The organism is Halobacillus trueperi (assembly GCF_003386945.1).
GTDB lineage: Bacteria > Bacillota > Bacilli > Bacillales > Halobacillaceae > Halobacillus > Halobacillus aidingensis.
Genome location: NZ_QUAE01000006.1, coordinates 44,000 through 69,439, shown reverse-complemented (window position 1 = coordinate 69,439; position 25,440 = coordinate 44,000). Strand labels below are relative to the sequence as shown.

Below are 25,440 nucleotides of genomic sequence, written 5' to 3'. Positions count from 1 at the left end.
GAAAACATGGTAAAAACGCTAGAAGGTAATCTCGTAGGCACAGGGTTAAAAGTTGGGATCGTTGTAGGTCGTTTCAACGATTTCATCACAGGAAAGTTATATGAAGGGGCAGTTGATGCTTTCAAGCGTCATGGTATTGAATTGAATGACGTTGAAGTTGCTTATGTACCAGGAGCTTTCGAAATCCCACTGGTGGCGAGCAAAATGGCGAACTCAGGAAAATACGATGCTGTCGTTACACTTGGAGCGGTGATTCGCGGCTCTACCCCACACTTCGATTACGTATGTAATGAAGCGGCCAAAGGTGTATCGCAGGCCTCACAACAAAGTGGCATTCCGGTCATCTTCGGGGTCATCACGACAGACACCATCGAGCAAGCGATTGAGCGTGCGGGTACAAAGGCAGGGAACAAGGGCTGGGAAGCAGCTACTGCAGCCATCGAAATGGCAACCCTACTCAAAAACTTCGAATAAATGAGGAGGAGCTGACCAGGATGCTGGTCAGCTCTTTTTTGAGTGAAGGGGAATCCGATTTAAGGATGCCTTTCGCTGATAAAAGAGCATAAGACTTCACGGGGAATTGTCCACATGTGGATAAGTGGTTTTCGGTAGTTTATATCCACAAGTAAAAAGGAAGGGTAAGGAATGAAGGAGGGGGAAGGATGACAAGGAGAGCTGTATGGTTTAGGAGAGATTTAAGGTTGAATGACCACACCGCTTTAGCCAAAGCGTTGGAACATACAAAAGACGACGATCAAATCGTGCTGTTTTTTCATATCCATCCATCATTGAATGAATCATTTACATCGAGACATGATTATTTTTTCCAAACTTTAAAGAGTCACGTAGACAGGGCAGAGGAATTGAAGGCTCCTATTCATTTCATTCATGGAGAGACGGAAGAAGCGTTCCGACATCTTATCGACGATTTGAATGTGGAGGTGGTTTATTTCAATAGAGATGAAGTCGGATTTGGAAAAGAGCGCGATGAATCGATGACCGAATACTTAAGTGATCATGAAGTGGAAGTCTATACTTACATCGATCATCATCTTCACGGGGCCGATGAAGTGAAGAAAAACGATGGAGGGTTCTACAAAGTTTTTTCCCCTTATCTTAAAAAATGGAAGCAGCTTCAGAAGCCGCCCATTCAAAGGATGGATCTCGATAAATTATCACTTGTAGCCATTGATGAGCGGGAGGCATTTTCTAATGGCCAGCAAGCATATGATGATTTGATCAAAAAAACAGGTGACGCGTATGAACGCGTCGGAGAAAAAGATGCGTTAAAACGATTGGAACATTTTCTGGATGAGGACATTTACGACTATGATGAGCGAAGAGATTTTCCTGCCATCGATGGGACGAGTCTGATGTCTCGTTTTCTACGTACAGGGGCAATATCCATCAGAACCATCTATCACAAAATTGAAGAGGAAGTCGATTTTAGGAAAAACACGTCCGGGGTGGATACGTACATCTCGGAGCTTGCCTGGCGGGATTTTTACAACATGATTTACCATTACTTTCCTAATGCTAATTCTACAGAAATGGTGGAAAAATACAGAGGGATTCCGTGGCACAATGATGATGAATTGCTTGAAAAATGGAAAGAGGGTCAGACAGGATTTCCGCTTATCGATGCAGCCATGCGTCAATTGAACGAAACGGGATGGATGCATAATCGCCTGCGCATGGCGGTCGCTTCATTTTTAACGAAAGACCTGCTTATGGATTGGCGGGAAGGGGAACGATACTTTTCAGAACGGCTCGTGGATTATGATCCTGCTTCAAATATTGGGGGATGGCAATGGGCTGCCTCTACGGGCACCGATCCTGTCCCGTACTTCCGGGTTTTCAACCCGACGAGGCAGTCCGAGCGTTTCGATCCCCATGGTCGTTTTATAAAAGAATGGCTGCCTGAACTTGAAAACGTGAAAAAGAAACACATCCATGAACCATCTGAAATGACAGAAGAAGAGCAGCAGGAAGCGGGATGTATCATCGGAGAAGACTATCCAGAACCGATCGTCGACCATAAAACGATGAGAGAACGAGCAATTGAAATATTCAAAGATAAAGCATGAAGACGTTCGTTCTAGGAAACAAGACCAGGATATGAAATAATAGACAGATAATGAAGAAGTTGGAGGGTTAGACATTGAGTAAACATCAGAAACAATTAGAAAAGTATGCAGATCTTGCTTTGAAAAAAGGTGTGAATCTCCAAAGAGGACAAGGCTTAATCATCAATGCTCCCATTGAAGCGGCTGAGCTCGTCCGCACCATCTCAGCGAAAGCTTATGGCAGAGGAGCGAAGAATGTTCACTTGGAATGGAATGATGAAGTTCTCAGTTTCATGAAAATGAAGAACGCTCCTATGGAAGTGCTTGAGAATTTCCCTAAGTGGAAAGCAGAAGGCCTGGAAGAGATGGTCAAGGATGGGTATGCGCTTTTATCCATTTATGGACCGAATCCTGATTTATTCAAGGGCATCGTTTCGGAGCGGATTGCGAAGGCGAATAAAGCAAGTGGAGAAGCTCTCACGAAGTATAGAGACTATATTATGAACGATAAAACCACATGGTCGATCATTGCCTACCCGCAGGAAGCATGGGCTCAAAAAGTATTCCCAGATCATTCGCCTGAAGAAGCGCAGGATAAATTATGGGAACAAATTTTCCATATCACTCGCATCGATCAGGAAGATCCGATCAAAGCCTGGGAAGAGCATAACGAAAAGCTCCGCCAGGCTCGAGAATACTTGAATCAGAAACAATACAAAAAGCTTCACTATAAGGCACCAGGCACAGAGTTGTCGATCGAACTCGTCCAGAACCACATTTGGCATGGTGGTTCGACGACTTCAGAGAAAGGGACGGAATTCAATCCAAACATTCCGACCGAAGAAGTGTTCACAATGCCTCACAAAACAGGGGTCCAAGGAAAAGTCACAAGTACGAAACCTCTCAATTATGGAGGGAACCTGATTGAAAACTTCACACTGACGTTTGAAAATGGAAAAGTCGTTGACTATCAAGCTGAATCTGGAGAAGAGACTTTAAAACATATGCTTGAAAGTGATGATGGAGCCAAACGTCTTGGAGAGGTTGCTCTTGTTCCGAATGAATCTCCAATTTCTAAGTCAGGGCACATTTTTTACAACACGCTTTATGATGAAAATGCTTCCTGTCATCTGGCTTTAGGAAAAGCTTACCCGACCAATATCCGTGGGGGATCTTCCTTTAATAAAGAACAGATGGAGTCCCATGGGGTCAATGACAGCTTGATTCATGAAGATTTTATGATGGGATCCAAGGAGTTGGACATTGACGGTGAAACAAAAGAAGGTGAATTTGAAGCGATCTTCCGTAAAGGTTCATGGGCCATCGACTTTGAATGATTGCAGCGAGGCATCCGTAGAGGGTGTCTCTTTTTCAGCCATAACAATTCATAACAAAAGATAACAATTGGTTTACATATGGTTTAAAAATGAATAAAAGTGCCTTAAAAAGCACAGGAATGTGGTAAACATGAGGTAGAGGATTAATTGATAATGAAGGGTGAGACAACATGAAACGTGATGCCTTTTTTGATAATGCCAAGCTCGTACTGATTTTTCTCGTCGTCTTTGGTCACATCATTCAGCCGTTTACAGACGGATCAAGGCCGATGTACACATTATATACTTGGATTTATACGTTCCACATGCCTGCATTCATCTTTCTTGCTGGGTTCTTTGCGAAAGGATCAGGGGAAAAAGACTACATCTTACAACTAGCTAAAAAATTGATCTTGCCTTATCTCATTTTTCAACTCGTTTATACGGGATACTATTTCTTCATCGGAAAAGGAGCGACCTTAAGCGGGATCTTCTATCCACACTGGTCTCTATGGTTCCTGTTCAGTTTGTTCTGCTGGCATATCCTGCTTTATTGGTTCAAAAAGATTCCTCCATTCCTTGGAGTGGCCATAGCCGTGCAAATCGGGGTGCTCGTCGGGTATTTCAGTGACATCGGGCATCATTTCAGTTTGTCCCGGACGTTCGTTTTCTTCCCGTTTTTCCTTGTGGGGTATTGGTTGACGAAAGAACATGTACACAAATGGAGAACACGTCGGGTGAAAGAAGCAAGCCTTGTCGTGATGGCGATCGTTGCCTCCGTCATCGCTCTATTTCCAGAATTCAGCTCAGGCTGGCTGCTCGGATCTAAATCGTATGAGGTGCTTGGAAGCCCTGAAATGGGAGGCGTGTTCCGCTTAGGTGTTTATGTGCTTGCAGCCGTTATGACTATTAGTGTCTTTGCATGGGTTCCGAATACCCAATACCGGTTGACATACCTTGGTGGAAGGACATTATATGTTTACTTGCTGCATGGGTTCTTCATCCAGTTTTTCCGCCAGGCCGATTGGTTCAAAGTCGACCACGTGTTTGATGTCTTAGGTCTTGCTATCGTAGCTGCGGCGATTGTGTATGTGTTATCGAGCGGAATCATCCGCACGTTGACGCAGCCATTTATAGAGGGGCGCATACAGCTCTTGAAAAAATGGTGGCACCGGGTCAATCATAAAGAATCTTCCTTTCAGTCTTAAGAAGGGATTCCCTCCTATATAGAGAATGTTTAAGTAGAAATAATAGGAGGGGAAGCCTTATGGAAATCATGTCTATGAAGGATTGTTCGTTTGAAGATGCCCTTACATCATGGAATGAGGGGTTTCAAGATTACTCGGTCCAAATTCAAATGGAGTTGGATGGATTTTTAAAAATGATGAGCTCTAAACGATTGTCTCCGGCTTATTCATTTATCGTGTACGATAGGGAAAAGCCTGTAGGGATCGTTTTGAATGGCATCCAAGAAATCGACGGAATAAAAACTGCATACAACGGAGGGACAGCTGTACACCCTTCGTATCGTAAAAGAGGAGTGGGACGTTTGCTGGTTCACTCCTCTTTAACTATGTATGAAAAAGAAAACGCCTCTTTAGCTACTTTAGAAGCACTATCAGAAAACCAATCCGCTATTGCTTTATATGAAGCGTATGGATATCAGGTCGTGGATCATTTACATATTATGAGATCCACACCTGGAGGCAACAGAGGAGAACGCCTGAACCGTTTAGAATCCATGGATGAACGTGAATGGAAGGAGCAAATGTCCAAAGGTGGATACCCGTGGCAGAATCAACCTTTCTCCATCGAAAAGGGGGAATTTTTCAAAGTCACGGATGGTGAAGCAACCCTCGGGGGCTTGATCTTCACTCGGAATGATAAGGGACAGATCACATTATTTCAGCTACAGTCTGAAAACAAGGGGAAGGAATGTTTGAAAACCCTTCGTTCAATTTGTCCGAATGCCATCATCACTGCTTTCAATATACCTGAAATAAGCCCAGCCTATGAAGCATTGAAGCAAGAAGGGTTCGAAACCGTATTGCAGCAGGTTTGGTTGAAGAAAGTATTGTGATTGAAATGACTTCATTTGTAAATAATAGGAGGGATATGTACAAGGAGGTTGCTGATCATGGATCAAAAGATATTAATGATTGTGACGAATGCGGACCAATTGGACGGAAAACATGAAACAGGTTTGTGGCTTCAGGAATTTGTCGAGCCGGCAACAGAATTCCAGGAAGCAGGTTATGAAGTCATAGCAGCAAGTCCCAAAGGAGGTCGTCCTCCCATCGACCCGAACAGCTATAGCAATAGACTGCCAAAGGTTTGGGACGGGCTCATGGAACCAATCAATAAAACGGTCCCCCTAGCCGAAGTAGACCCAACAGAATTTGCAGGGATTTTTCTTTGCGGAGGACACGGGACTATGGTCGACTTCCCGGAAAATGATGACCTGGAAGAATTACTCCGACACTTTTTAACAGAACAAAAGGTTATTGGCGCCGTATGTCATGGGCCTGCTGGTTTTGTAGGAGTAGAAGACCATAATGGCCGCCCGCTTGTAGAAGGTAAGAAAATCACCGGCTTTACGAATGAAGAAGAAAAAGATACCGGACTCGATTCCATCGTTCCTTTTATGCTCGAAGATCGGTTGAAGGATGCGGGGGCAGAGTTTGATCCTGGTGAGGCCTACTCTGATCACGTCGTCAGTGACGATCCCTTCGTCACCGGACAAAACCCACAGTCCAGCCTGTCAACCGCCCAAAAAATGCTCGAACTCCTCAAAAACCGCTAAGCCTCCAAAGCTTAGCGGTTTTTCCATATAAGCTCCCTATTCTTTAAGACTCAGTTTCGAGACTTCTGTTGAGTGGATATGGGGCTGCGGGGAATGACTCGCTTTCCGTGGGAGCGCGGTGAGCACATACCGCGCATCCTTAAAGAAAGCCTTGCCTAGTTGAAATAATGAATGACCATTCCTGGCCATGGATACGGGGTCAGGGAAACGACGATTTGCGGTGTTTGGAATTAGACAGTAGAAAAACACACACGCTCGTGTCTTCATTCGTTTTTCATGCGGACGTTTCCCAGACCCTGTTCCCACGCCTTATTCTTGCTGGATCTATGGTTAAAACGACTCTATAACGGCTTTAGTGAAAAGGGTCTTTTTTACAGAGCTCGGCAGGTTACTGTTAGAGGGATTTCGATAACCTCATATGGCAAAGGGGCGGAGGGAAACGGTGAGACTCCTACCTTAAGTGTGGAGGCGCCTCGATCAGCGGCGTATGGACTGGACTGAGCTGGCGGAGATAAAGGAAACACGAAGAACGGAGTGATTCGATGTTGACTTATCGTACAGAAGCGAGGGAAGTCTCACTAGCCGCTAGGCGCCGGAACCGGATATCTAAGAGGAAGTGCGTGGTAGATGAGACCCCGCAGAGCGTTAGCTCGAGGAGGGTCATCACTCGCCCACGGAAAGCGAACCTTTTCCCGGAGCCCCTAAACTCCCACAAAAGTCTCGAAATCGAGTCTTACACAATCCTGCCATTTACTTCAATAAGGAATCGGGATTTTATTGGATATAAAAAGCACTTCCTCGTTGGAGGAAGTGCTTTTACTTTAGAATAATAGATGAGCGATTAGCGTAATGATCGGCAACGTGATGATTGTCCTTAGAAGGAAGATGATGAAAAGGTCTTTGATATTGACCGGGACTTTAGACCCTAGCAATAGACCGCCGACTTCAGACATATAAATCAATTGCGTCACAGATAGAGATGCAATGATAAAACGGGTCATTTCACTTTCGATAGAGGATCCGATAATCGCAGGAAGGAACATGTCCGCGAAACCAACAAGGATGGTTTCAGATGCTTCCTGTGCATAAGGCACCTGCATCAGTTCAAGAAGTGGAATGAACGGCATGCCGATCCATGTGAAAAATGGAGTGAATTCGGCAATGACGAGTGCAATGGTACCCAGCGCCATAACGATTGGAGCTACACCCATCCACATATCCAGGATGTTCTGGAATCCTTGCTTCAGGAAGTTAGCCACTCCACTCGCTTTGCTGCCTTGTTCTACGGCTTTTGTATAGCCGTAGGTAATCAAGTTGTGATGTTCTGGCACTTCTTCTTTGTTATCGCTTGGTTCTTCCGTTACATACGTATCTGCTTTTCTAGAAAGAGGGGGGATTCTCGGCATGATCAAAGCGGCAATGAAGCCTGCAATCGCTACGGTTAAGTAAAACTGACCGAACATATCGCCAAGACCGACCTCTTGAATGACTACAAGGCTGAAGGTAATGGATACAACGGAAAAGGTTGTCCCGATAACAGCTGCTTCACGCTTCGTATAATAACCCTCTTCGTATTGTTTACTCGTAAGAAGGACACCGATGGTTCCATCTCCTAACCAGGAGGCTAAAGAATCAATGGAAGAACGTCCCGGAAGGCGGAAAAGCGGGCGCATGATTTTAGTTAAGATGACCCCGAACAGTTCAAGCAGTCCATAGTTCAGAAGCAGGGGTAAAAACAAACCTGCAAATAGAAAAACAGCAAATAGAACATGCAGTAGGGAGTCGAGAAGCAGACCGCCTGTGTTTGCGCTGGTAATCGCTTCAGGGCCGATTTGAAAGTAAACCATGATGGCGAAAATCATACCTAAAAGGCGAGTAACCACCCATACTGGTGGGACATTAAATAAAGACTGGAAAAATGGTGAGCCACTCAGGGCTTCTTTTCCAGCCGCCTTTGTTATGACTGTACCAATGGCGGTAATAGAAATAATGATCATCATGATCAAAGATAAATAATCGGCAAGCCATGTCTCCACCCAACCCGCAAGAATGGCGATTGGAATGGTAACGGCACCGTCATCTCCGAAGATCGGAAACATGAATAGGAAAATTCCGATCAAGGATGGAATAATGAACTTTAAATGGGAAGATGCACTAAAGTCTTTCGCTTTCATCCAAAATCTCTCCTGACGTTATCTGTTTTATTTATAAATAGTTGAGAATAATTATGCAACACTATTTATTCTATTACGTTTTCCGTCAAAAACCAATAGGAAATTTGTAGATAATGTGCGGGGTTTGTTTATGGAAGTAGAAAATGAGGAACGTTTGCTAGTACTTATATTTGTCAGAAAGGGGAGGAAGAAATGCGGCATTTCCCTACACCGAAAGTCGTTGTCAGCCGGTGTCTTGAATTTGCAGAAGTCCGCTATAATGGAGCGGTGATTCCAGACAAGGCCGTTCAGCGTATGCAGCCCCATGTGGAGTTCATACCCGTTTGTCCAGAAGTTGAAATCGGGCTTGGTGTTCCACGTGAAGTCATTCGTATTATTGATGGCAAAGAAGAACAGCTGGTCCAGCCAAAAACGGGAGAAAATCTAACGACTACGATGAAAGAGTTCTCCGAAGGTTTCCTTGCTCATTTGACCGACGTGGATGGTTTTTTATTGAAAAACCGATCACCAACGTGCGGCATGCATGACGTAAAAGTTTATCACAGTGAAGGAAACTCTCAAGTGGTCGGGAAGACGTCAGGTTTTTTCGCAAAAGAAATCCTTCATCACCACGGGGGATTGGCCATCGAAGAAGAAGGGAGATTGAAAAACTTCACATTGAGACATCATTTCTTAACGAAGTTGTTTACTTTAGCTGACTTCCGCGAGGTGAAGAAGGAAGAGAGAATGAAAGGGTTGCAGCAGTTTCATGCCCGCAACAAGTATCTATTCATGGCTTATCACCCTGGTACGCTCAAGAAAATGGGGCAAACAGTCGCGAATCATGATCACCTTGATTTCGAACAGGTCATTGAGGTCTATGAACCGTTGCTCCATGAACTTATGAGCAAACCTGCAAAACCAAGTGCCCATGTGAACGTATGCCAGCATATTGCAGGATACTTCAAAAGGGAATTGTCTAAAGAGGAGAAAGAAAGCTTCCAGAGTCTCTTGGAACAATACAAAGAAGAGAAAGTTCCCTTGAGTGCTGTGTTGAGTGTATTGAATTGTTGGGTCGCCCGTTTTCAAAGTGAATATCTTAAGCAGCAGACCTATTTTGAACCCTATCCGATGGAGCTTGTGGAAATATCGGATTCAGGAAAGGGGAGGGCCTATTCCTGAATCAACCGACATAGTTTTTCAAAATCCGATCCACCTGTGGTCCATACATTTCACCAAAGATATTAAGGTGGACGAGCAAATAGAAAAGCTGATAGATCGGTTTGGTATCCTGGTAGTCTTCCGGGAGCTCGAAATAAGTGTTGTACTGATCTAAAAAGTTTGCCGGGAATCCTCCAAACAGCTCGGTGAAGGCGAGTTCAAATGCATGGTCTCCGTACAGGATGGACGGATCGATTAAAACAGGTTCACCGTCACGAGTGGTCATCCAATTCCCACCCCATAAATCGCCATGCAGGAGAGAAGCTTTAGGGTTTTCAGGGATGAATTCTTCAATACGGTCTATCAATTTTTTCAATCGTTCTTCCCGGAGACCTGAAATCGTACCTATTGCCGTTCCAGTTTCAAGTTGTCCTACTAAACGATAACGGCGGTAATACTCTGTCCAAGCTGGGCACCACTCATTCGGTTGATTCAGCTCCCCAACAAATGTTGGCTTTCCATACCCGTACTCCTCAGATGTATGCTGATGCATGTGAGCTAAGCTCTTTCCGAGGGAACGGGAAGCATCTGAAGAACCATTTTCGATCCATTCCATAACAAGGGCGGCCTTTTCATCACCATCAGGACAGTCGTAATGATAGACGTCAGGCACTCGTATGGCTCCCGTTTCCTTAATTAGTCGTAAGCCCTCTGCTTCTGCCTGAAAAAAGTGGCTCGCGACTTTTTCATTGATTTTAATAAAATAAGGACGACGATCTGTTTCTACATAAAACGACTGATTGATATCTCCTCCGCTCACAGGTTTGATGGAGCGTACGGTTGAGGTGTCGTTGACTTTTTCTAATGTCTCACGAATAAAAAGCTCCATGGGATCTCTCCTTTTTAATGGATGGTTGTGGAAAGCGGCGGTTCTGGTTTCATTTCTTTTTGATAGGCATAAATGGTATGAACTTCTTTAAACCCGAATTGTTTATATAGGGCTTCTGCCTGTTGATTCTCTGTTCGGACTGAGAGGGTGACAACATCCAATTTAAGGGCAAAGAATGCGTACTGCAACGCATGATGGATGAGTTCCGAACCGACACCACTGCTTCGGTGGTCAGCGGCTACATTCACAAAGCAAATTTCCCCTTCATGGCCGGCAATGATGGTTTCGAAGTAAATGTAACCAATTAACTCTCCGTTCTGCTGGTATCCCCATAGATAATTGCCCTCATCCCTGGATAGGTGCACCATTTCCCTTGTCGTGTAGTAAGCGGCCGAAGGGTGGATGGCATCCAAAGCTTCATAGTCTTCCTGATTAAGTCCGACGATTGACGTGTTTTTGGTCTCACTGGCTTCATATGAAAATTTATGGACAGCTAACGTCCGTTCTACATTGTACATCTGAAACTGATGTCTCTCTGTAAAGGAAACGAGTGCTTGATTTGCAGCAAAACAGGCAACCTTCACGATATCAAAGTGTAGCTGCGCCGTTAAAGAAGCTTTGTCCCATAAACGCTCGATGACATCCTCCTGGTCCTTGGTAGCGAACGGCCCTAGTAGGCGGCATAGTTTTTGTTCGAAAAAAGGGAGGATCCCAAGGAAACCGATGATCTTCTCTCCTTCCCACGCCACATAGGCAAGAGGTTCTTTGAACTGCGTCAACGTCCAGATCTGTTCAAATATTTCGTTTTGTTCGGAAGCCATCCAGGCCACGTAATGGTGATCTTGTTCGTTCACTTTAAACAGCCATTCAGCAACAGTATGTAACTCTTTGACTTCCAATTCACGAATATGCATCAGCAACACTCCTTTATATAGTAAATTTTCACACAGTTGGTGTAGAAGGCGCAACTGTTAGGAAAACGCGTGAAGAGAATCGATCAAATGGAATAGATAATCCCTCAAAGTGCTTGAGTTATCCATCCAATCCAGTGGGAAATCACTCAAAGGTAGAAGAGAATCATTCAAACTTTAAATCCAACCATTAAAAAGAACCCCCGATCATCCGATTGGGGGGAGAATTAGAAGTCTACTTATTCTTTTTTGGCCCTTGTTCTTTGTAATCCACTTCATATTCGAATTCAACAGGGTTCAAGCTATCCTGCGGAGCCGCATAGTAAGTTGTCATGTACGTCTTACCAGGGCGGAACACTTGTTGAAGCTCCAATGCATCTTCTTCCGTAACATTGAATGGATCGACTTCAACGACCTGGTATTTCCCGTTGTTTTTCTCTTTAATGAACGTAACGCCATAGTCTACATAATTTCCGAGAAGTTCCGCTTTCGACATGAATGGCTCTTTTGTAGTGCCATTATAGCTTATACCGATTTCCGGCACTTCGATGTTATCGATGAACCATCCTGTGTCATTGTAACCCCAGTCCGTCAAGTAACGGAAAGAGATGTGGACTTCCTGTCCTGCATACTCAGAAAGGTCGAAGCTTTCAGACTGGTAATCCTCAAAGTGTCCGGTGAACCCAGGAACATTTTCTTTAATCTTCGGATAACCTTCTTCCACGACATCGGAACGCGTGTTTTCATTTTCCAGGGACGTCCATGTTTGTCCGTCGTCTGTGGAGACTTGAACGACACCATAGTCCCAGCTCTCTTCGATGTCTACAAAGTGGTCGAAGTTCAATGTTGCATCGTCAACATCTGTTAAATCCGCTTTAAAGATCAAATTGTTGTCCAACTCGTCTCCCTCGCCGGCCCAAAGAACTTCGTCATCACTACCTAATGGGTCTGTAGTAGATTCCCAAGTGTTATCTTCAAAATCTACGCCATTAAATTTGAAGGATTCTACGTTTTCACCTGGTTCAAAGTTGAACTCTTTAAAGTCTGTACCCCAGGCAGGGACACCCTCTTTTTCATAGTCTTTCGCTTTTTCAAAATTGACGGTTTTCCCGCGTGTTTCCCCATCCCCAACAGGAAGGTTGCGTAGATCGATGTTTTCAAAACCATATTTTCCGCCTTTGAATGACGGATCATCAACGACTAAAGCTGTGGAGAAGTCTTGGTAAACTTCATTGAATGTAACGTTCAAGCCAAAGTCTTTATAGGCTTTTTCGAAACTTTCAATACTATTCAGGTCATCTTTTGCTATGTGACGGATGAACTCTTGTCCAAATCTTTCGTAGTTGTATAGGGTGAATAGTTGAACCAGGCCATAATCGGCAATAGTTTCAGGACCTGTTTCAGCCGTACGATGGTCATCCCAGTTTGTTAACGAGTTTTCCGGGTGGTCAAGCAGGAAGTTGATAGATCCTGAATCCAGACCATAGCCACCTAAGTATTCAGAGAAAGTGGACATCCCTTCGTTCAACCAAGAAGTCTCATCTCCGTCGTTATCCGCGTGGATCAAGTGTTGCAACTCATGGATGGTTGTTCCAAAGAACGTGCTCTCAAGGCGCGTGTCCCAGTCTCTTGAATCAATCGTGATGATGTTACGGTCCATATAATTCTCTAGTGTCTGCCAGAAGAATCCAGCAACAAAGAATGGGTAGGTTGGGTCGTTATAGTTCTCATCTTCAACGTTATCAACAAGGATGATCACTTTGTCTCCGTCACCTTTATAATATCCTTCAGGAACAATACCTAAATCTTCAAGTTGAGCGTTCGTTCCGTCCAATGAATCAGGGGAACCAAAGAAATCAGTGGCTACAGGATACATGTTTTCATCAAATTCTTTTGCCATTTTGTCTGCTTGCTCTTGGGTGACCACATGAGCTGGACGATCGTCTCCTTCAGGGAAGGATAGGTCATTGGCTACCCACACTTCAGCATGTTCTCCTACACTTTTAAGTGTGAATTCTTTAAATCCTAAGTTCCGGTCAAGGAATTTTTTGGTTTCACCAGGGGCAGAGGCACTCGCGGATTCTTGGTTTGATTCTGATCCGCTTCCTTCTTCCCCATTAAAGTTAACTTTAGATGCATTTTCTTTAATCGTTTGCTTCGCTTGTCGCTGGAAGCTTTCGCTTTCATCCAAGCGCTGCAATTGACCATCAATATCTATCTTTTCGCTATAGCGTTCGACATTCCAATTTTCCTGTACTTTGCTTGCGCTTACTTCCGTCACCGCAGCTGAAGATAGCAATGACAGGGTCAAAGCCCCCGCTGAAAGTAAAGCTGTTAGTTTCTTATTCTTCAAAATATGATCCCCCTAATGAAAAAATTGTAAAAACATCTAAGTATTATTATGTAGAATATTCTAAAAAATTAGAATAGTCATTTTGTATGGAGTTTCGGAACCCGAAACAAATAAGTTAAGTAAAAAGTATTAGGTCTATTTTCCTTAAGCGCTTAAAAATTTTCATGATTGACGAGAATAAGAGAAGGGAAGAATGAAGTACAGAAGTATGGAGGGGGAGGAAAATGGGAAAACGATTGAAATACATATCTATATACAGAATTTCCATCATCGTCTGGATGGCGTTGAAATTTCTTATACAAATTTTCTGGTTTGAAAAAAGACACCGGATCTGGGATCAGGATACAAAACGGAAATGGGAGGAGATGCTGGCAGGGCAAGCGGAAGAGTATCGGAAAAAGGCGGTCTTGTTAGGTGGTCTGCTGATCAAATTCGGGCAATTCTTAAGCTCAAGAGGAGATCTATTGCCCCAGTCATTCATTAAAGAATTAGAGGGACTTGTCGACAGAGTTGAACCGATTCCCTTCCGGTATTCTAAACAAACCATAGAGGAAGATTGGAATGCATCCCTCGATGAATACCTTTCAGACATCAATGAAAATTCCGTTGCTTCAGCTTCTATCGGAGAAGTCTATAAAGCTCATTTAAAAGACGGTACACCCGTAGCGGTCAAAGTCCAACGATACCGGGTTCGCGATACATTCCGGATGGACTTCAAAGCATTGAAAATTGTATTTTGGATGCTGGATAAGCTTACTGTTTACGGAAAAAAAGCAGATTTGCCCGCTTTGTATCGGGAAGTCGTCCGAGTGATCAGCAACGAATTGGATTTCACCATGGAGCTTGAAAACGGTAACCATTTCAAAAAGAGGTTTGCAGATTTTGATGATGTTTACATTCCTGATTATTATTCTGATTTATCGACGAAACGTGTCCTTGTCATGGAATGGATTGAAGGAACAAAAATTACGGACTTATCTTTTATTAAAAAGCATGGCATCGACCGGGAAGGAATCGCTCGTACGTTGTTTGATTTGTGTGTCGAACAGTTTCTATACGCAGGAATGTTCCACTCCGATCCTCACCCCGGAAATCTGATGTTAAAAGAAGATGGTACTGTCGTCGTCATCGATTTCGGGATGGTCGGGGAGATCAAAAATGAAGATGCGAATTCAATCCGGAAAATGATTCAAGGCTTCATATTAGATGATTACGACAGAGTGATTGAATCGCTGCAGGAAATGGATTTCTTACTTCCTGATGCGGATACAGAAAAAGTGAAGAAACTCTTGAAGCAGACGACGGACATGTACTTGGATGGGAACTTTGACAAGTTGGATGCGCATATGATGAATGATATGCTGGGCGATTTGCAAGAGTTTGTGAAAGAGCAGCCGATTCAGCTGCCTGCCGATTATGCCTTTTTGGGACGTGCGACTTCAATCATCGTAGGGGTTCTCACAAGTGTGTATCCTCAAATCGATTTAATCCGGTGGGGCAGACCAGTGATCAAAGAATGGATGTCAGGAGAAGCTTCCAGTTTTTCTCTATATAAAGAAATCGCGAAAGAGACAGCTCGACCGCTCCTTTCCTTACCGAGAGCATTGGTCGAGTATCTCGAAGATGGAGATAAAGAGAGGGAATGGAAGAGTTATCATCAAAAAAACCATTTATTTCATCAATACTATTTATTTTATACGTTCTTTTCGCTCGTCATCGCAGGAATCGGTGCAGCCGCTTTATATTACACATTCATCGTTCCTGTCCTCCCGACTGTATGGATCGGGAGTATCCTGTCAGGAATCGGTGTACTTGGGTTTCTCGTATGTTCGTTCAATCATTTGAGGATGTTAAAACGCATCCATCACAATAGGAGGAATGAAGGATGAGTGATTTATTGAAGAAAGGATTCCATCTTGGTTTAGGCGCTGCCATCAGTGGCAAGGAACGTTTTGAAAAAATGGTCAACGAAATGGTGAAGCGCGGAGAAATCAGCCCTTCACAAGCAAAGACAATGGTCAACAATTGGATGAACCAATGGATTTCAAAAGGACAAAGCAAAGACAAAGAATGGAATGAACAAGCGAAAGCCAGATTCCAGGATCAAATGAAAGAACTGGGCTTCGTTTCAAAAGAAGAATATGAAAAGCTAGAAGCCCGCATCGAAAGGCTTGAAAATCTTCATGGAAGATAACAAATAAGCCCCCGTATCTGATTCCATCAGATACGGGGGCTTTTCCTTGCTATATTATTGAACAAAAATTTACGAATATTAGATGGATTGTAGAAGACTCTGTTTCGAGACTATTGTGTAGAAGATGGGGCGTCGGGGAATGGCTCGCTTTCCCGACCACCATTCCCTCACACAAACATCTAAACGAAGTCTTAAAGATAAGGTGCTTTTGTGGGAGGAAAAGAAAGAGTTTTGTTCTGTAAGGATTAGGTAATAGAGCATTACTAGACAGTCCTATAACTACAGATATCCAACTGGACGGGAGGGAAGAGTCGGTGAAGAAACTAGTTTTGTTCTTTTTCGTAATCGCTTTCTTATCTGGGTGCCAAATGAGAGTTCTTAATCCAAAAAGCGATACAGCTGATACATTGACGGACTTAATCTATCTGAGTTTCGGCATTATGATGCTTGTGCTGATCGTCGTATTTGTTTTATTCGTCGCCTTTCTTAGGAAGTTTCGGGAAAGAGGGAAGGCGAAATTCGATATTCCCCCAGATGAGAAGGAGAACAAGTGGCTGGAAATCACATGGACGCTCGTTCCTCTTTTATTAATTGCAATCTTAGCTGTTCCGACGGTAAAGGCTACATATGATTTAACCTCGAAAGTGTCAGGTTCAGCAGAAGGATCTCAGGGAGACGCCATGACCGTTGAAGTGGTAGGCCAGCAATTCAACTGGAAGTTCACTTATGAGAACGGAAAAGAATCTTATGATGAGCTCGTTTTACCTGTAGATCAAGAAGTAGAATTCCGCCTCACCTCTAATGATGTCATCCATTCCTTCTGGGTTCCGAATTTATCAGGGAAAATTGATGTTCTCCCTGGTGAAGAGACAAGGTTATCGTTTGAGCCACGTGAAGAGGGGACATTTCAGGGGAAATGCGCAGAATTTTGTGGAGCGGAGCATACTTTGATGAGGTTTGAAACGAAAGTAGTGAGTCAGGAAGCATTTGAAAGCTGGTTGGAAAAAGAATAAACATGGGGAGAAGAGGTGAATGGGATGTATGTACCTTTCATAGGGGAAGTACCTTCAGATATCGTTGTGGCCTGGATTGTATCCATTCTGTTGGGTGCAGCCTTATTATGGTGGATGACGACGAGAAAGAAATGGCCATTGGTTTGGGATTACATAACAACTACAGACAATCGGAAAATTGGAACGATGTACATTTTGCTTGCTATGGTTTTCTTTATCCGTGGCGGCATCGACGCGATGTTCATCAGGACGCAGCTGGCCATACCGGAAAATGATTTCTGGGTCTTCCAATCTCAAAAGTATAATGAAGTTTTTACGACGCACGGGACAGTTATGATTTTTTTCGTTGCCATGCCTCTGTTGATTGGCTTGATGAATATTGCTGTGCCTCTTCAGTTGGGGGCCAATGACCTTGCTTTTCCTTATTTGAATTCGATCAGCTTTTGGTTGTTTGTATCCGGCGGCATCATTTTCAATATGGCCTTTTTCTTCAATGCTGCCCCGAACGCAGGGTGGACATCCTATGCTCCACTCGCCACAGATACATTTACCACAGGCCCAAATAACAACTATTACATATTCGGTCTTCAAGTCTCAGGCCTTGGTACCATTTTTACTGCGATCAATATGATTGTCACCATCATCCGTCTTCGTGCGCCAGGGATGAAGATGACAAGGATGCCCTTATTCTCCTGGGCTACCCTCGTGACTTCTTTTCTTATCCTGATCGCTTTTCCGGTCTTGACGGTAGCTCTATTGTTATTGATGTTCGACCGGATTTATGGAACGAGCTTCTTTCTTGGGGAATACGGCGATCCTGTGTACTGGCAGCACTTATTTTGGATTTTCGGTCACCCAGAAGTGTACATTTTGATCCTTCCAGCCTTCGGGATCTTTTCTGATGTGATTTCCACATTTTCAAGAAAAAGAGTGTATGGGTACACATCCATGGTCATTGCGATTGCTTTAATCGGACTTCTAGGGTTTATGGTATGGGCGCACCACATGTTTACAGTTGGACTAGGGGCCCTGGCCAATTCGATCTTTGCCATCACTACGATGTTAATTGCCGTTCCGACCGGGATCAAGGTATTTAACTGGTTGTTTACGATGCGAAAAGGGGTTGTCCGAATAACGACTCCTATGCTGTTTTCATTAGGGTTTATCCCAACATTCGTCATTGGAGGAGTGACAGGTGTCATGCTCGCTGTAGCAGCGGCTGACTACCAGTATCATGATTCATATTTCGTTGTTGCCCATTTTCACTATACGATGATTGGTGGAACGATTCTTGGGGCATTTGCAGGCATTTATTATTGGTATCCGAAAATGACAGGGAAGATGCTTGATGAAAAACTGGGCAAATGGCATTTCTGGCTTTTCATCATCGGTTTTCATTTGACGTTCATGCCCCAGCACTTTGCTGGATTAAACGGGATGCCACGCCGCGTGTACACCTACACGTGGGAAGATGGTGTATTCTTATTGAATTTCGTCAGTACGATCGGAGCATTTTTGATGGGGGCGAGTATGCTTTTTGTCTTATTGAATTTGTATAAGACTCACCGTCTTACCGACCCCGTGGGTGCGGATCCGTGGGATGGGCGGACGCTGGAATGGACCGTCGGATCCCCAGCGCCTGAGCATCCTTTCCAACCTATTCCAAAAATAAATTCCATCGATGCTTACTGGTACAGCAAAGTGGAGAGAAAGAAGCTTCCAGAATCCGAAGAGCCGAGACCTTCTCCAATCGCTATTCAAACGGTCGCTCCCGTCCTGCTAGCGGGTGTCTTGATTGTCATGAGTATCGGCTTTATATATGGATGGGTTTGGATACAGGTAATGGGTGGAATCGCTGCGCTAGGTTTCTTCATCTACCGTGTGTTTAATGATGAAAGGAAAGCTGTGTACCGAAAGGAGGAAGACTCATGAAACAGACATCAGAGGTTTTATTCAATGACAAACGACTCGGTTTCTTCCTCTATTTAGTCGTTGAAGCCATCATGTTTGCGACGTTGTTCGCCACTTATATCCTTTACACCCCTTCACCGCGAGGAGCCGATCCAACAGAAGTGTACGAGCTGCGAACCGTCGTATTGACATCCGTTTTCCTTCTTTCAAGCAGCGGGACCTTACTAATAGCGGAGAGTGGGTTGGGAAATTGGAATCGTCTCAAGATCTGGATCGGACTGGGGACGACTTTCCTGCTCGGGAGTATTTTTATGGGATTGGAAGTTCATGAGTTCTACAAGTACTGGAGTGAAGGCTACACACTTACGATGAACAATTTCCTCGCTTCCTTTTATGTACTTGTTGGACTTCATGCGTCACACGTTGCGTTTGGGCTGGTGTGGATGATTCTTTTGATGGTCCAGTTCAAGCAGACGATGCCGAAGTCCTTGTTCATAGAAAAGCACAAAATCTTCAATTATTACTGGCATTTCGTCGATGTCATCTGGGTGCTCATCATCCTCATCGTCTACGCACCCTACCTATTCTGATATCAAAACTATTACAGATAAGCCTCCCGATTGTGGAAGACTCAGTTTAGAGACTTTTGTGTGAGTTTAGGGGCGGAGGGGAATGACTCGCTTTCCGCGGGAGCGCGGTGAACCTCCTCGAGCTCCGCTCTGCGGGGTCTCACCATGCATTTTTTTCCCGCAGGAGTCTCGCCACTCCCCCACAGGAAAGCGAGTAGCTTCCCAGCCACCCCTGACACCCAACTAGGCAACGACCCCCGGCAACATCTCGAAACTGAGTCTTCAACAATCCTGCCGTTATATTGAATAGTGGGAGGTCTATCTAGTTTTCTTAATGAGCTTGTAAAGAAAATACATAAGGGAAAAAACAAAGAGTGCTGTTAAAACTAGACTGATATAATACATGACGCCTTCCCCCATCCAGTCAAGAGGGGTACCTGCAATGGGAGGTCCATTTAAATACAAATAATTGGTCTGGAAGTAAGTATTGAAAATGAAGATGAACACACTGTAAATGATCAAATAGAAGAAGGTTTCCAACAAGTCTTTTCCTCTAATCGTGACTTTTGTCGATATGATCAAAAAAAGACCGGTCCAGGAGATGGCCATGTGATGCACAAAAAACTTCCAAAAGCGGAAGTGCTCATATCCATGAGGGATATCAGGAGTGATCAGGGCAATGGCTGCGGGCAGAATACCTATGAAAAAAGTGATCTTAATCTGTTTAGGGTGATAGGTAAGGAGCGCAACCACACCTAATAAAGAAGCGATCCCGCACAAATGGAGGGGGAGGTGGCTTCCTTCCATCCAGAGACCGTGCATGATCGTCCAGGTTTGGTAGCTGATTTCAGATAGGATTAGCAAAAATAATAGACTGTAACGCACAATGTTATGCAGTACATTGGAATTTTTTAAGGTTTGATGCATCAAAAGCATTACTAAAGAAACAACCAAGTAAATGGAGAGCATCCATGTATGGCTGGTACCGAATGTAGTAAAGGTTTGGTCAATTTGTTCACTAAACCATGCTTCCATAATAGCCTCCTAGAGAACAGGCTTTAGCTGTGCTATGATTCTACCATATCATTTGGCAGGAGAGAGGGTCGATATGAAAAAGGTCAACTGCTTCCGTTGCAAGCATTTTCGTACAACATGGAACCCAGCTTTTCCGAGAGCGTGCGAGGCTTACGGATTCAAAACGAAAGAAATACCTTCCGCATTCGTTTTGAAATCGACAGGCACAGAATGCTTACAATTTGCTGAAAAGAATCAAAAAAAGAAGAATAATCAATCTGGAACCCCTTCCCTGATCGATTACCGACTGTAAATTAAATGAAATTTCAGAATATGTATTTACACTCGCTCATTCTATGGTATGCTGATGAATATTTCACTAAGCCGAATAAAAAAAGAGAGCGGCTGAATTAGATGAATGAGTGAGAGGAGTGTAGTGAGTATGGCGAGAGAACAGTGGGGGACGAAGCTGGGCTTTATGCTTGCCGCAATGGGGTCAGCTGTCGGACTAGGAAATATATGGAGGTTCTCCTTCGTAGCAGGTAATAATGGCGGAGGCGCCTTTTTAATCTTGTATTTATTATTCGTACTTTTAATTGGAGTACCCCTGTTATTGACTGAAGTCAGTATCGGAAGGAAAGCGCAAAGTGATGTTGTGGGTTCATTTCAGAAGTTGGCTCCTAAGACGCCCTGGTATTTGACGGGATTCTTTGGTATTGCCAGTGCTTTCTTAATTTTAGGGTTTTATGCTGTGGTAGCTGGATGGGCGATCTTTTATTTCTGGAATTATATTAATGGATCATTCTTTACTTCGCCTGAAGTTGGTTATGAAGGGGCGTTTGGCCAATTTATCAGCCACTCTTGGCATCCGATTGCCTGGACAGCACTATTCATGATCTTAACCATCGTGATTGTGTTGAGTGGTGTTAAGAAAGGGATTGAAGCAGCAAACAAAATCTTCATGCCATTGCTTGCCATCATTTTGATCGGTCTTGCGTTCTTCAGTCTTTCCTTGGATGGAGCTTCAGAAGGTTTGGAATTTTTGTTCCAGCCTGATTGGACAGCGTTTAGTAATCCGTCCATTTATATAGCAGCCCTGGGTCAAGCCTTTTTCTCCTTGAGCCTTGGAATGGGAGCTATGTTGACGTACGGCAGTTATTTGAAAAAAGAAAACAAACTGCCGAGTGCGACGCTTGGGATCGGCATCATGGATACATTTTTCGCCATCATCTCAGGTGTTGTGATTTTTCCGGCTGTGTTTGCGTTTGGAATTGATCCAAGTTCAGGCCCGCCACTTGTATTCATTACACTTCCAAGTATTTTTGAGCAGATGCCATTTGGAGGAATCATCGGACTGGTGTTCTTCTTCGCCTTAATTCTGGCATCCTTATCATCATCTGTATCTATACTGGAAGTACCGACGGCTTACTTTATGAGAGCTTTCGGTTGGACGCGTTTTGCCACGAGTGTGTTGGTGGGCTCCATTATGTTTGTACTCGGAATTGGCGTTTCCCTTGGCTTTGGCTTATGGTCCGGCGTCACCCCGATTGGAGACTTGAATATTCTCGACTCGATGGATTATATCGCCTCCAACATTTTGCTTCCACTTGGCGGTCTGTCCATGGCCCTTCTTGTAGGATGGTACTTCAAGAAATCCGAAGCATTGGAAGCCACCGATATGAAAAAAGGGCTGCTTGGCAACGTATGGTTTACAATCGTCAAGTTCATTGCCCCAGTCATGATCATTTTGATCTTTTTAAACCAAATCGGAGTCATCTCTCTATAAATTTAGAACTCAAGAACCCCGACCATTCGTCGGGGTTCTTTTTTACATGTTGGAATTTTTAGAGTTAGTTATTGAAGAATATGGCAGGGTTGTGTAAGACTCAGTTTCGAGATGTTTCCGGGGTTCGTTGCCATGTTGAGCGTCAGGGTGGCTGGGAAGCAACTCGCTTTCCTGTGGGGGAGCGCCGAGCTTCCTCGGACTACGTCCTGCGGGATCTCGCCTATCTCCTTCTCCCACGGGAGTCTCGCAGCTTCCCAACCACCTCATTCGAGAGATGAGATAAACGAACCCACGTACACGAATGGAGCGTCGTCCATAATAACTACTTTCTAGTTGAGAAGCGCTCTATAGCAAGCGTTAGAGTATAGTTTACTGCTTGTTTGAGAGTTGAATACACCAACTCCCATTACGATAGAGGGCCGCTTATTCTGGAAGTGGTTACGAGATACTCTTATGGTCAAGGGGCGGAGGGAAACGGTGAGACTCCTATGGGACGTGTGGAACAGGTGAGACCCCGGAAGGCGTAGCCTGAGGAGGCTCAGCGCCCGCCCCATGGAAAGCGAACTGTTTCCCGGAGCCCCTAAACTCCAACAAACATCTCGAAACTGAGTCTTCCACAAACGGGAGCTTATCTGGAATAGTGGGTAATTGAATTCAGCAAGGTAACTTTTTAACATTTGATGAAACTGCTGGAGAGAAAAGGACAGGGGAGAGGGGAACGTGTTAAACTACGACAGAGAACCATCTTTTATCGAAAAGGAGAAAACGATTTATGGCAATTACCAACAAAACGGTCTTGAAAAAGATGTCCAGTGAGATACAGGAAGCGATGCTGCAGCATGGAAATGAACAAAAAGTGAGGGAGCACGTGCGTTCCGTGAAATTGCTTGCTGACTTACTGTTAGAGGAAGATACCAGTCCGCAAAGTACACCGGCTGTGGTCCAAGAACCAACAGTCGAAGAAATTCGCAAGATGATGGGAGCAGGCAACCCTGAGCCCGTTCAGGAAGAGGATAAAGAAACGAAAATTGATCATGATGAAGCCAATGGGTCTTCTATTTTCGATTTTTAAGGGGGAGAAAAAATGAAGCTTTTTTTAATTTTAGCCGTAATCAATGGATTTTTATCCGTCGCTTTAGGTGCGTTCGGTGCTCATGGACTTGAAGGGAAGGTCTCCGAAAAAGGATTGGATCAATGGGGGAAAGCCGTTGATTATCAAATGTTCCATACGATGGCTTTATTTGTCACAGCTCTATTGATGAGCAAAATCCAGACCGGTGTGATGACAGGTGCAGGTTGGTTTTTCTTAATTGGAATCCTGCTTTTTTCCGGAAGTCTTTACATCTATGCTACGTCTGGAATCAAAGTGTTTGCTATGATCACTCCACTCGGAGGTCTGTCATTTTTGATCGGCTGGATTTTGCTGGGTTACGCTGTCATTAAATATATTTAATACTAAAAGTAAAGGATCGTCGTGAAAAACAGAAGAATGACCGCCCTAACAAGTTGAATGATGGCATTCACTTTTTGCTGTCGTTTCATCTCGACCATACCTTCTAGAGCAAAGCTCGCCGCTAGAACGTAAAACATGAGTAAGATGATCCATTGGTGTTCGAGCTGGAATAAACCGACCACGGCAAGAACTACAGCTAACAAAAGGGCACCTAACTGGGCTCTCTGGTAACTCTCATATGGAGGTCGCATTTGTACACCCTTTTCTTTTGGCGTATAGCCAGTAATTTTGAATATGGAAATGAAAAACTCGCTACCGAAATAGCGAGTTTTTTGCTTCATTAGCGGGGTTGATAATTGCCCATTCCCTGTCCGGCGCCATACGGGTAGTTATAGTTGATTTCTTCGTCGAATGTAATGTAATCAAGATAGACCATCAAGAGTAAATAACGTTTCCCTGTTTGAGGATCGCTGAGAATGATATGGTCTCTTCCTGCCGCTTCAACGATTCCTTTGAAAACTTTGGCGTTCCATTGGTCGTTGTTTTCAAAAGTCATATACACTGTGGCAGGTTTTCCTGCATTCAAGCGTAAAATGTTTTCGATGTATGATTCTTCGGAAGGTAACATATTCGGAGGGTTTACTCCTTTTGATTGGGCTTGCTGCATTTGTGGAACTTGTAGACCACCTTGCTGACCTTGCGGCGGCTGTGTTCCTTGGATTGGCATCTGTGCACTTGGGTAGTATTGCATATACGGGTTCTGGCCGTAATAGGGGGAGGATTGGCCGCCGTACATCGGCTGTCCTTGACCTTGCCCCTGACCCTGTCCGCCCATTTGCGGTTTCTTTTGTGCCAATTGAATCACTCCTTATTGGAATTAATAAACACTAGGACAGTCAGACCGAACCGGAGAATAAAAGCAGTGGGATTTGAACCTGCCCGTATTCCATTGGCCGAACCATTGAGCTGGACAGTCTCCAGAAGGCTTGAAAAACCAAAGTGAATTTGTGGCAGGGTGGAACCGCTCACCGTTGATCGTCCTTCTTGCAAGCCGTTTGTCTTTTTCCCGTGCCCTTTGGTAGAAGTATCCCTTTTGAGTAGCCTCAAAGCCGCCGGGGCTCTGGAACACCATCTTACGAATCGTATCGATCTCCGTAAAATCGATGCAATTTCCTCGCACACGGTTGACTCCTGTATTTCCGACCATAAGCATGCCTAGTTTACCTTCTCCTTCAGCCTCTGCTCTCATAAGCCTCGCTAATAATTTGACATCAGCCTGATTGAAGGGGACAACAGCCATGCGGTCACCTCACTTTAATAAAGGCATGATTGCATGTTCTTTAACACTATATGTTGGACGCCTATGGAGTTATGATTAAAAATATTTTCTGATGGACAACAAAAAAGGACCTCCCAAGAAGGGATAGTCCTTTTGCTGTTCCTCAACAATATGGCAGGATTCTTGAAGACTCAGTTTCGAGAATTTTGTTGAATGGATGGGGGCTGCGGGGAATGAGTCGCTTTCCGTGGGAGCGCGGTGAGCCTCCTCGGACTGCGTCCTGTGGGGTCTCACCATGCACTTTTTCCCACAGGAGTCTCCCCATTCCCCTCCGCCCCTTTGCCATGGAAGATTCTCGAAACCACTTCTGGAAAATCAGCTTGTATGATTGAGGAAAAGGGATAATATAAACCTCTTCACAGCGGGCATTCAGAACGTAAAAGCTTGATCCAGGGCGCTTTATGCCTACTTAGGAGGGAAGAGTGGGAGACACTTCCTCTCGGTATAGGGGTTCGTATCTCCCTTACATCGAATGGGGTGGTTGGGAAGCTCGCCACTCCCCCACAGGA

Annotated in this window: 24 protein-coding genes; 16 read left to right on the top strand and 8 right to left on the bottom strand. The window is 44.3% G+C overall.

From position 1 onward, the window contains the following. The first annotated feature begins 6 nt into the window (after nucleotides 1-6). The 6 genes from ribH to DYE48_RS09605 all read left to right on the top strand — a co-directional run bounded on the left by ribH (nucleotide 7) and on the right by DYE48_RS09605 (nucleotide 6,185). The gene (gene ribH, locus DYE48_RS09630; RefSeq protein ID WP_089653596.1) at nucleotides 7-474 is read left to right on the top strand and encodes a 6,7-dimethyl-8-ribityllumazine synthase; all 468 of its coding nucleotides are present in this window, start codon (nucleotides 7-9) and stop codon (nucleotides 472-474) included. Between the two features lie 188 nt (nucleotides 475-662). Beyond that, nucleotides 663-2,087: a cryptochrome/photolyase family protein gene (locus tag DYE48_RS09625; protein ID WP_115823417.1), complete on the top strand. Its 1,425-nt coding sequence runs from the start codon at nucleotides 663-665 to the stop codon at nucleotides 2,085-2,087. Between the two features lie 74 nt (nucleotides 2,088-2,161). Then, nucleotides 2,162-3,403 carry an aminopeptidase gene (locus DYE48_RS09620; protein ID WP_115823416.1) on the top strand — a complete coding sequence of 414 codons (1,242 nt, stop codon included), beginning with the start codon at nucleotides 2,162-2,164 and terminating at the stop codon, nucleotides 3,401-3,403. Nucleotides 3,404-3,573: 170 nt separating this feature from the next. Then, complete coding sequence (locus DYE48_RS09615; protein ID WP_115823415.1) at nucleotides 3,574-4,590, top strand: acyltransferase family protein; 1,017 nt, start codon at nucleotides 3,574-3,576, stop codon at nucleotides 4,588-4,590. 59 nt (nucleotides 4,591-4,649) lie between these two features. Beyond that, the gene (locus DYE48_RS09610; protein ID WP_115823414.1) at nucleotides 4,650-5,462 is read left to right on the top strand and encodes a GNAT family N-acetyltransferase; all 813 of its coding nucleotides are present in this window, start codon (nucleotides 4,650-4,652) and stop codon (nucleotides 5,460-5,462) included. A gap of 57 nt (nucleotides 5,463-5,519) precedes the next feature. Beyond that, nucleotides 5,520-6,185, top strand: coding sequence for a type 1 glutamine amidotransferase domain-containing protein (locus DYE48_RS09605; RefSeq protein ID WP_115823413.1), 666 nt, complete (start codon nucleotides 5,520-5,522; stop codon nucleotides 6,183-6,185). Nucleotides 6,186-7,006: 821 nt separating this feature from the next. Here the strand turns inward: DYE48_RS09605 and DYE48_RS09595 are convergent. After that, on the bottom strand, nucleotides 7,007-8,359 hold the full coding sequence (locus tag DYE48_RS09595) for a YjiH family protein (RefSeq protein ID WP_115823411.1): 1,353 nt from the start codon (nucleotides 8,357-8,359) through the stop codon (nucleotides 7,007-7,009). Between the two features lie 192 nt (nucleotides 8,360-8,551). On the opposite strand from DYE48_RS09595, the gene DYE48_RS09590 reads away from it, so the two are divergent. Beyond that, nucleotides 8,552-9,520, top strand: coding sequence for a YbgA family protein (locus DYE48_RS09590; RefSeq protein ID WP_115823410.1), 969 nt, complete (start codon nucleotides 8,552-8,554; stop codon nucleotides 9,518-9,520). 1 nt (nucleotide 9,521) lies between these two features. Here the strand turns inward: DYE48_RS09590 and DYE48_RS09585 are convergent, their stop codons facing one another. The 3 genes from DYE48_RS09585 to DYE48_RS09575 all read right to left on the bottom strand — a co-directional run bounded on the left by DYE48_RS09585 (nucleotide 9,522) and on the right by DYE48_RS09575 (nucleotide 13,652). Then, nucleotides 9,522-10,388 (bottom strand): fructosamine kinase family protein, encoded by an 867-nt coding sequence (locus DYE48_RS09585; protein WP_115823409.1) that lies wholly within the window; start codon nucleotides 10,386-10,388, stop codon nucleotides 9,522-9,524. A 14-nt stretch (nucleotides 10,389-10,402) separates the two neighbouring features. Next, nucleotides 10,403-11,302, bottom strand: coding sequence for a GNAT family N-acetyltransferase (locus DYE48_RS09580; RefSeq protein ID WP_115823408.1), 900 nt, complete (start codon nucleotides 11,300-11,302; stop codon nucleotides 10,403-10,405). 232 nt (nucleotides 11,303-11,534) lie between these two features. Then, on the bottom strand, nucleotides 11,535-13,652 hold the full coding sequence (locus DYE48_RS09575; RefSeq protein ID WP_115823407.1) for a M6 family metallopeptidase: 2,118 nt from the start codon (nucleotides 13,650-13,652) through the stop codon (nucleotides 11,535-11,537). Between the two features lie 224 nt (nucleotides 13,653-13,876). Here DYE48_RS09575 and DYE48_RS09570 point away from each other — a divergent pair, with 224 nt between their 5' ends. The 5 genes from DYE48_RS09570 (at nucleotide 13,877) to DYE48_RS09550 (ending at nucleotide 19,360) form a co-directional block, all read left to right on the top strand. Further along, nucleotides 13,877-15,541, top strand: coding sequence for an ABC1 kinase family protein (locus tag DYE48_RS09570; protein WP_115823406.1), 1,665 nt, complete (start codon nucleotides 13,877-13,879; stop codon nucleotides 15,539-15,541). Further along, a complete protein-coding gene (locus DYE48_RS09565) occupies nucleotides 15,538-15,846 on the top strand; it encodes a phasin family protein (protein WP_089653560.1) in 309 nt (102 codons plus the stop codon). The genes DYE48_RS09570 and DYE48_RS09565 overlap by 4 nt, the downstream gene beginning before the upstream one ends. A 314-nt stretch (nucleotides 15,847-16,160) precedes the next feature. Then, nucleotides 16,161-16,859 (top strand): cytochrome c oxidase subunit II, encoded by a 699-nt coding sequence (gene coxB, locus DYE48_RS09560; protein WP_115823405.1) that lies wholly within the window; start codon nucleotides 16,161-16,163, stop codon nucleotides 16,857-16,859. Nucleotides 16,860-16,883: 24 nt separating this feature from the next. Further along, nucleotides 16,884-18,791, top strand: a complete 1,908-nt coding sequence (gene ctaD / locus DYE48_RS09555; protein ID WP_115823404.1) for a cytochrome c oxidase subunit I — start codon at nucleotides 16,884-16,886, stop codon at nucleotides 18,789-18,791. After that, on the top strand, nucleotides 18,788-19,360 hold the full coding sequence (locus tag DYE48_RS09550) for a cytochrome c oxidase subunit 3 (protein WP_115823403.1): 573 nt from the start codon (nucleotides 18,788-18,790) through the stop codon (nucleotides 19,358-19,360). Before ctaD ends, DYE48_RS09550 begins: the two co-directional genes overlap by 4 nt. 297 nt (nucleotides 19,361-19,657) lie before the next feature. Here the strand turns inward: DYE48_RS09550 and DYE48_RS09545 are convergent, their stop codons facing one another. Further along, nucleotides 19,658-20,374 carry a YwaF family protein gene (locus DYE48_RS09545; protein ID WP_115823402.1) on the bottom strand — a complete coding sequence of 239 codons (717 nt, stop codon included), beginning with the start codon at nucleotides 20,372-20,374 and terminating at the stop codon, nucleotides 19,658-19,660. Nucleotides 20,375-20,447: 73 nt separating this feature from the next. Between DYE48_RS09545 and DYE48_RS09540 the strand changes: the two genes are divergently transcribed. The 4 genes from DYE48_RS09540 to DYE48_RS09525 all read left to right on the top strand — a co-directional run bounded on the left by DYE48_RS09540 (nucleotide 20,448) and on the right by DYE48_RS09525 (nucleotide 23,592). Continuing rightward, nucleotides 20,448-20,666, top strand: coding sequence for a uracil-DNA glycosylase (locus DYE48_RS09540; protein WP_115823401.1), 219 nt, complete (start codon nucleotides 20,448-20,450; stop codon nucleotides 20,664-20,666). A 129-nt stretch (nucleotides 20,667-20,795) separates the two neighbouring features. Continuing rightward, entirely contained in the window at nucleotides 20,796-22,139 is a 1,344-nt protein-coding gene (locus tag DYE48_RS09535) for a sodium-dependent transporter (protein ID WP_115823400.1), read from the top strand. Nucleotides 22,140-22,911: 772 nt separating this feature from the next. Further along, nucleotides 22,912-23,211 (top strand): YwdI family protein, encoded by a 300-nt coding sequence (locus DYE48_RS09530; protein WP_115823399.1) that lies wholly within the window; start codon nucleotides 22,912-22,914, stop codon nucleotides 23,209-23,211. 12 nt (nucleotides 23,212-23,223) lie between these two features. Then, on the top strand, nucleotides 23,224-23,592 hold the full coding sequence (locus DYE48_RS09525) for a DUF423 domain-containing protein (protein WP_115823398.1): 369 nt from the start codon (nucleotides 23,224-23,226) through the stop codon (nucleotides 23,590-23,592). Between the two features lie 2 nt (nucleotides 23,593-23,594). Here DYE48_RS09525 and DYE48_RS09520 read toward each other — a convergent pair whose 3' ends face one another. The 3 genes from DYE48_RS09520 to DYE48_RS09510 form a co-directional block, all read right to left on the bottom strand. Continuing rightward, entirely contained in the window at nucleotides 23,595-23,843 is a 249-nt protein-coding gene (locus DYE48_RS09520; RefSeq protein WP_115823551.1) for a hypothetical protein, read from the bottom strand. Nucleotides 23,844-23,932: 89 nt separating this feature from the next. Beyond that, the gene (gerQ, locus tag DYE48_RS09515) at nucleotides 23,933-24,427 is read right to left on the bottom strand and encodes a spore coat protein GerQ (RefSeq protein WP_115823550.1); all 495 of its coding nucleotides are present in this window, start codon (nucleotides 24,425-24,427) and stop codon (nucleotides 23,933-23,935) included. A gap of 42 nt (nucleotides 24,428-24,469) precedes the next feature. Next, nucleotides 24,470-24,892, bottom strand: coding sequence for a cell wall hydrolase (locus tag DYE48_RS09510; protein ID WP_115823397.1), 423 nt, complete (start codon nucleotides 24,890-24,892; stop codon nucleotides 24,470-24,472). Nucleotides 24,893-25,440: the final 548 nt, after the last annotated feature.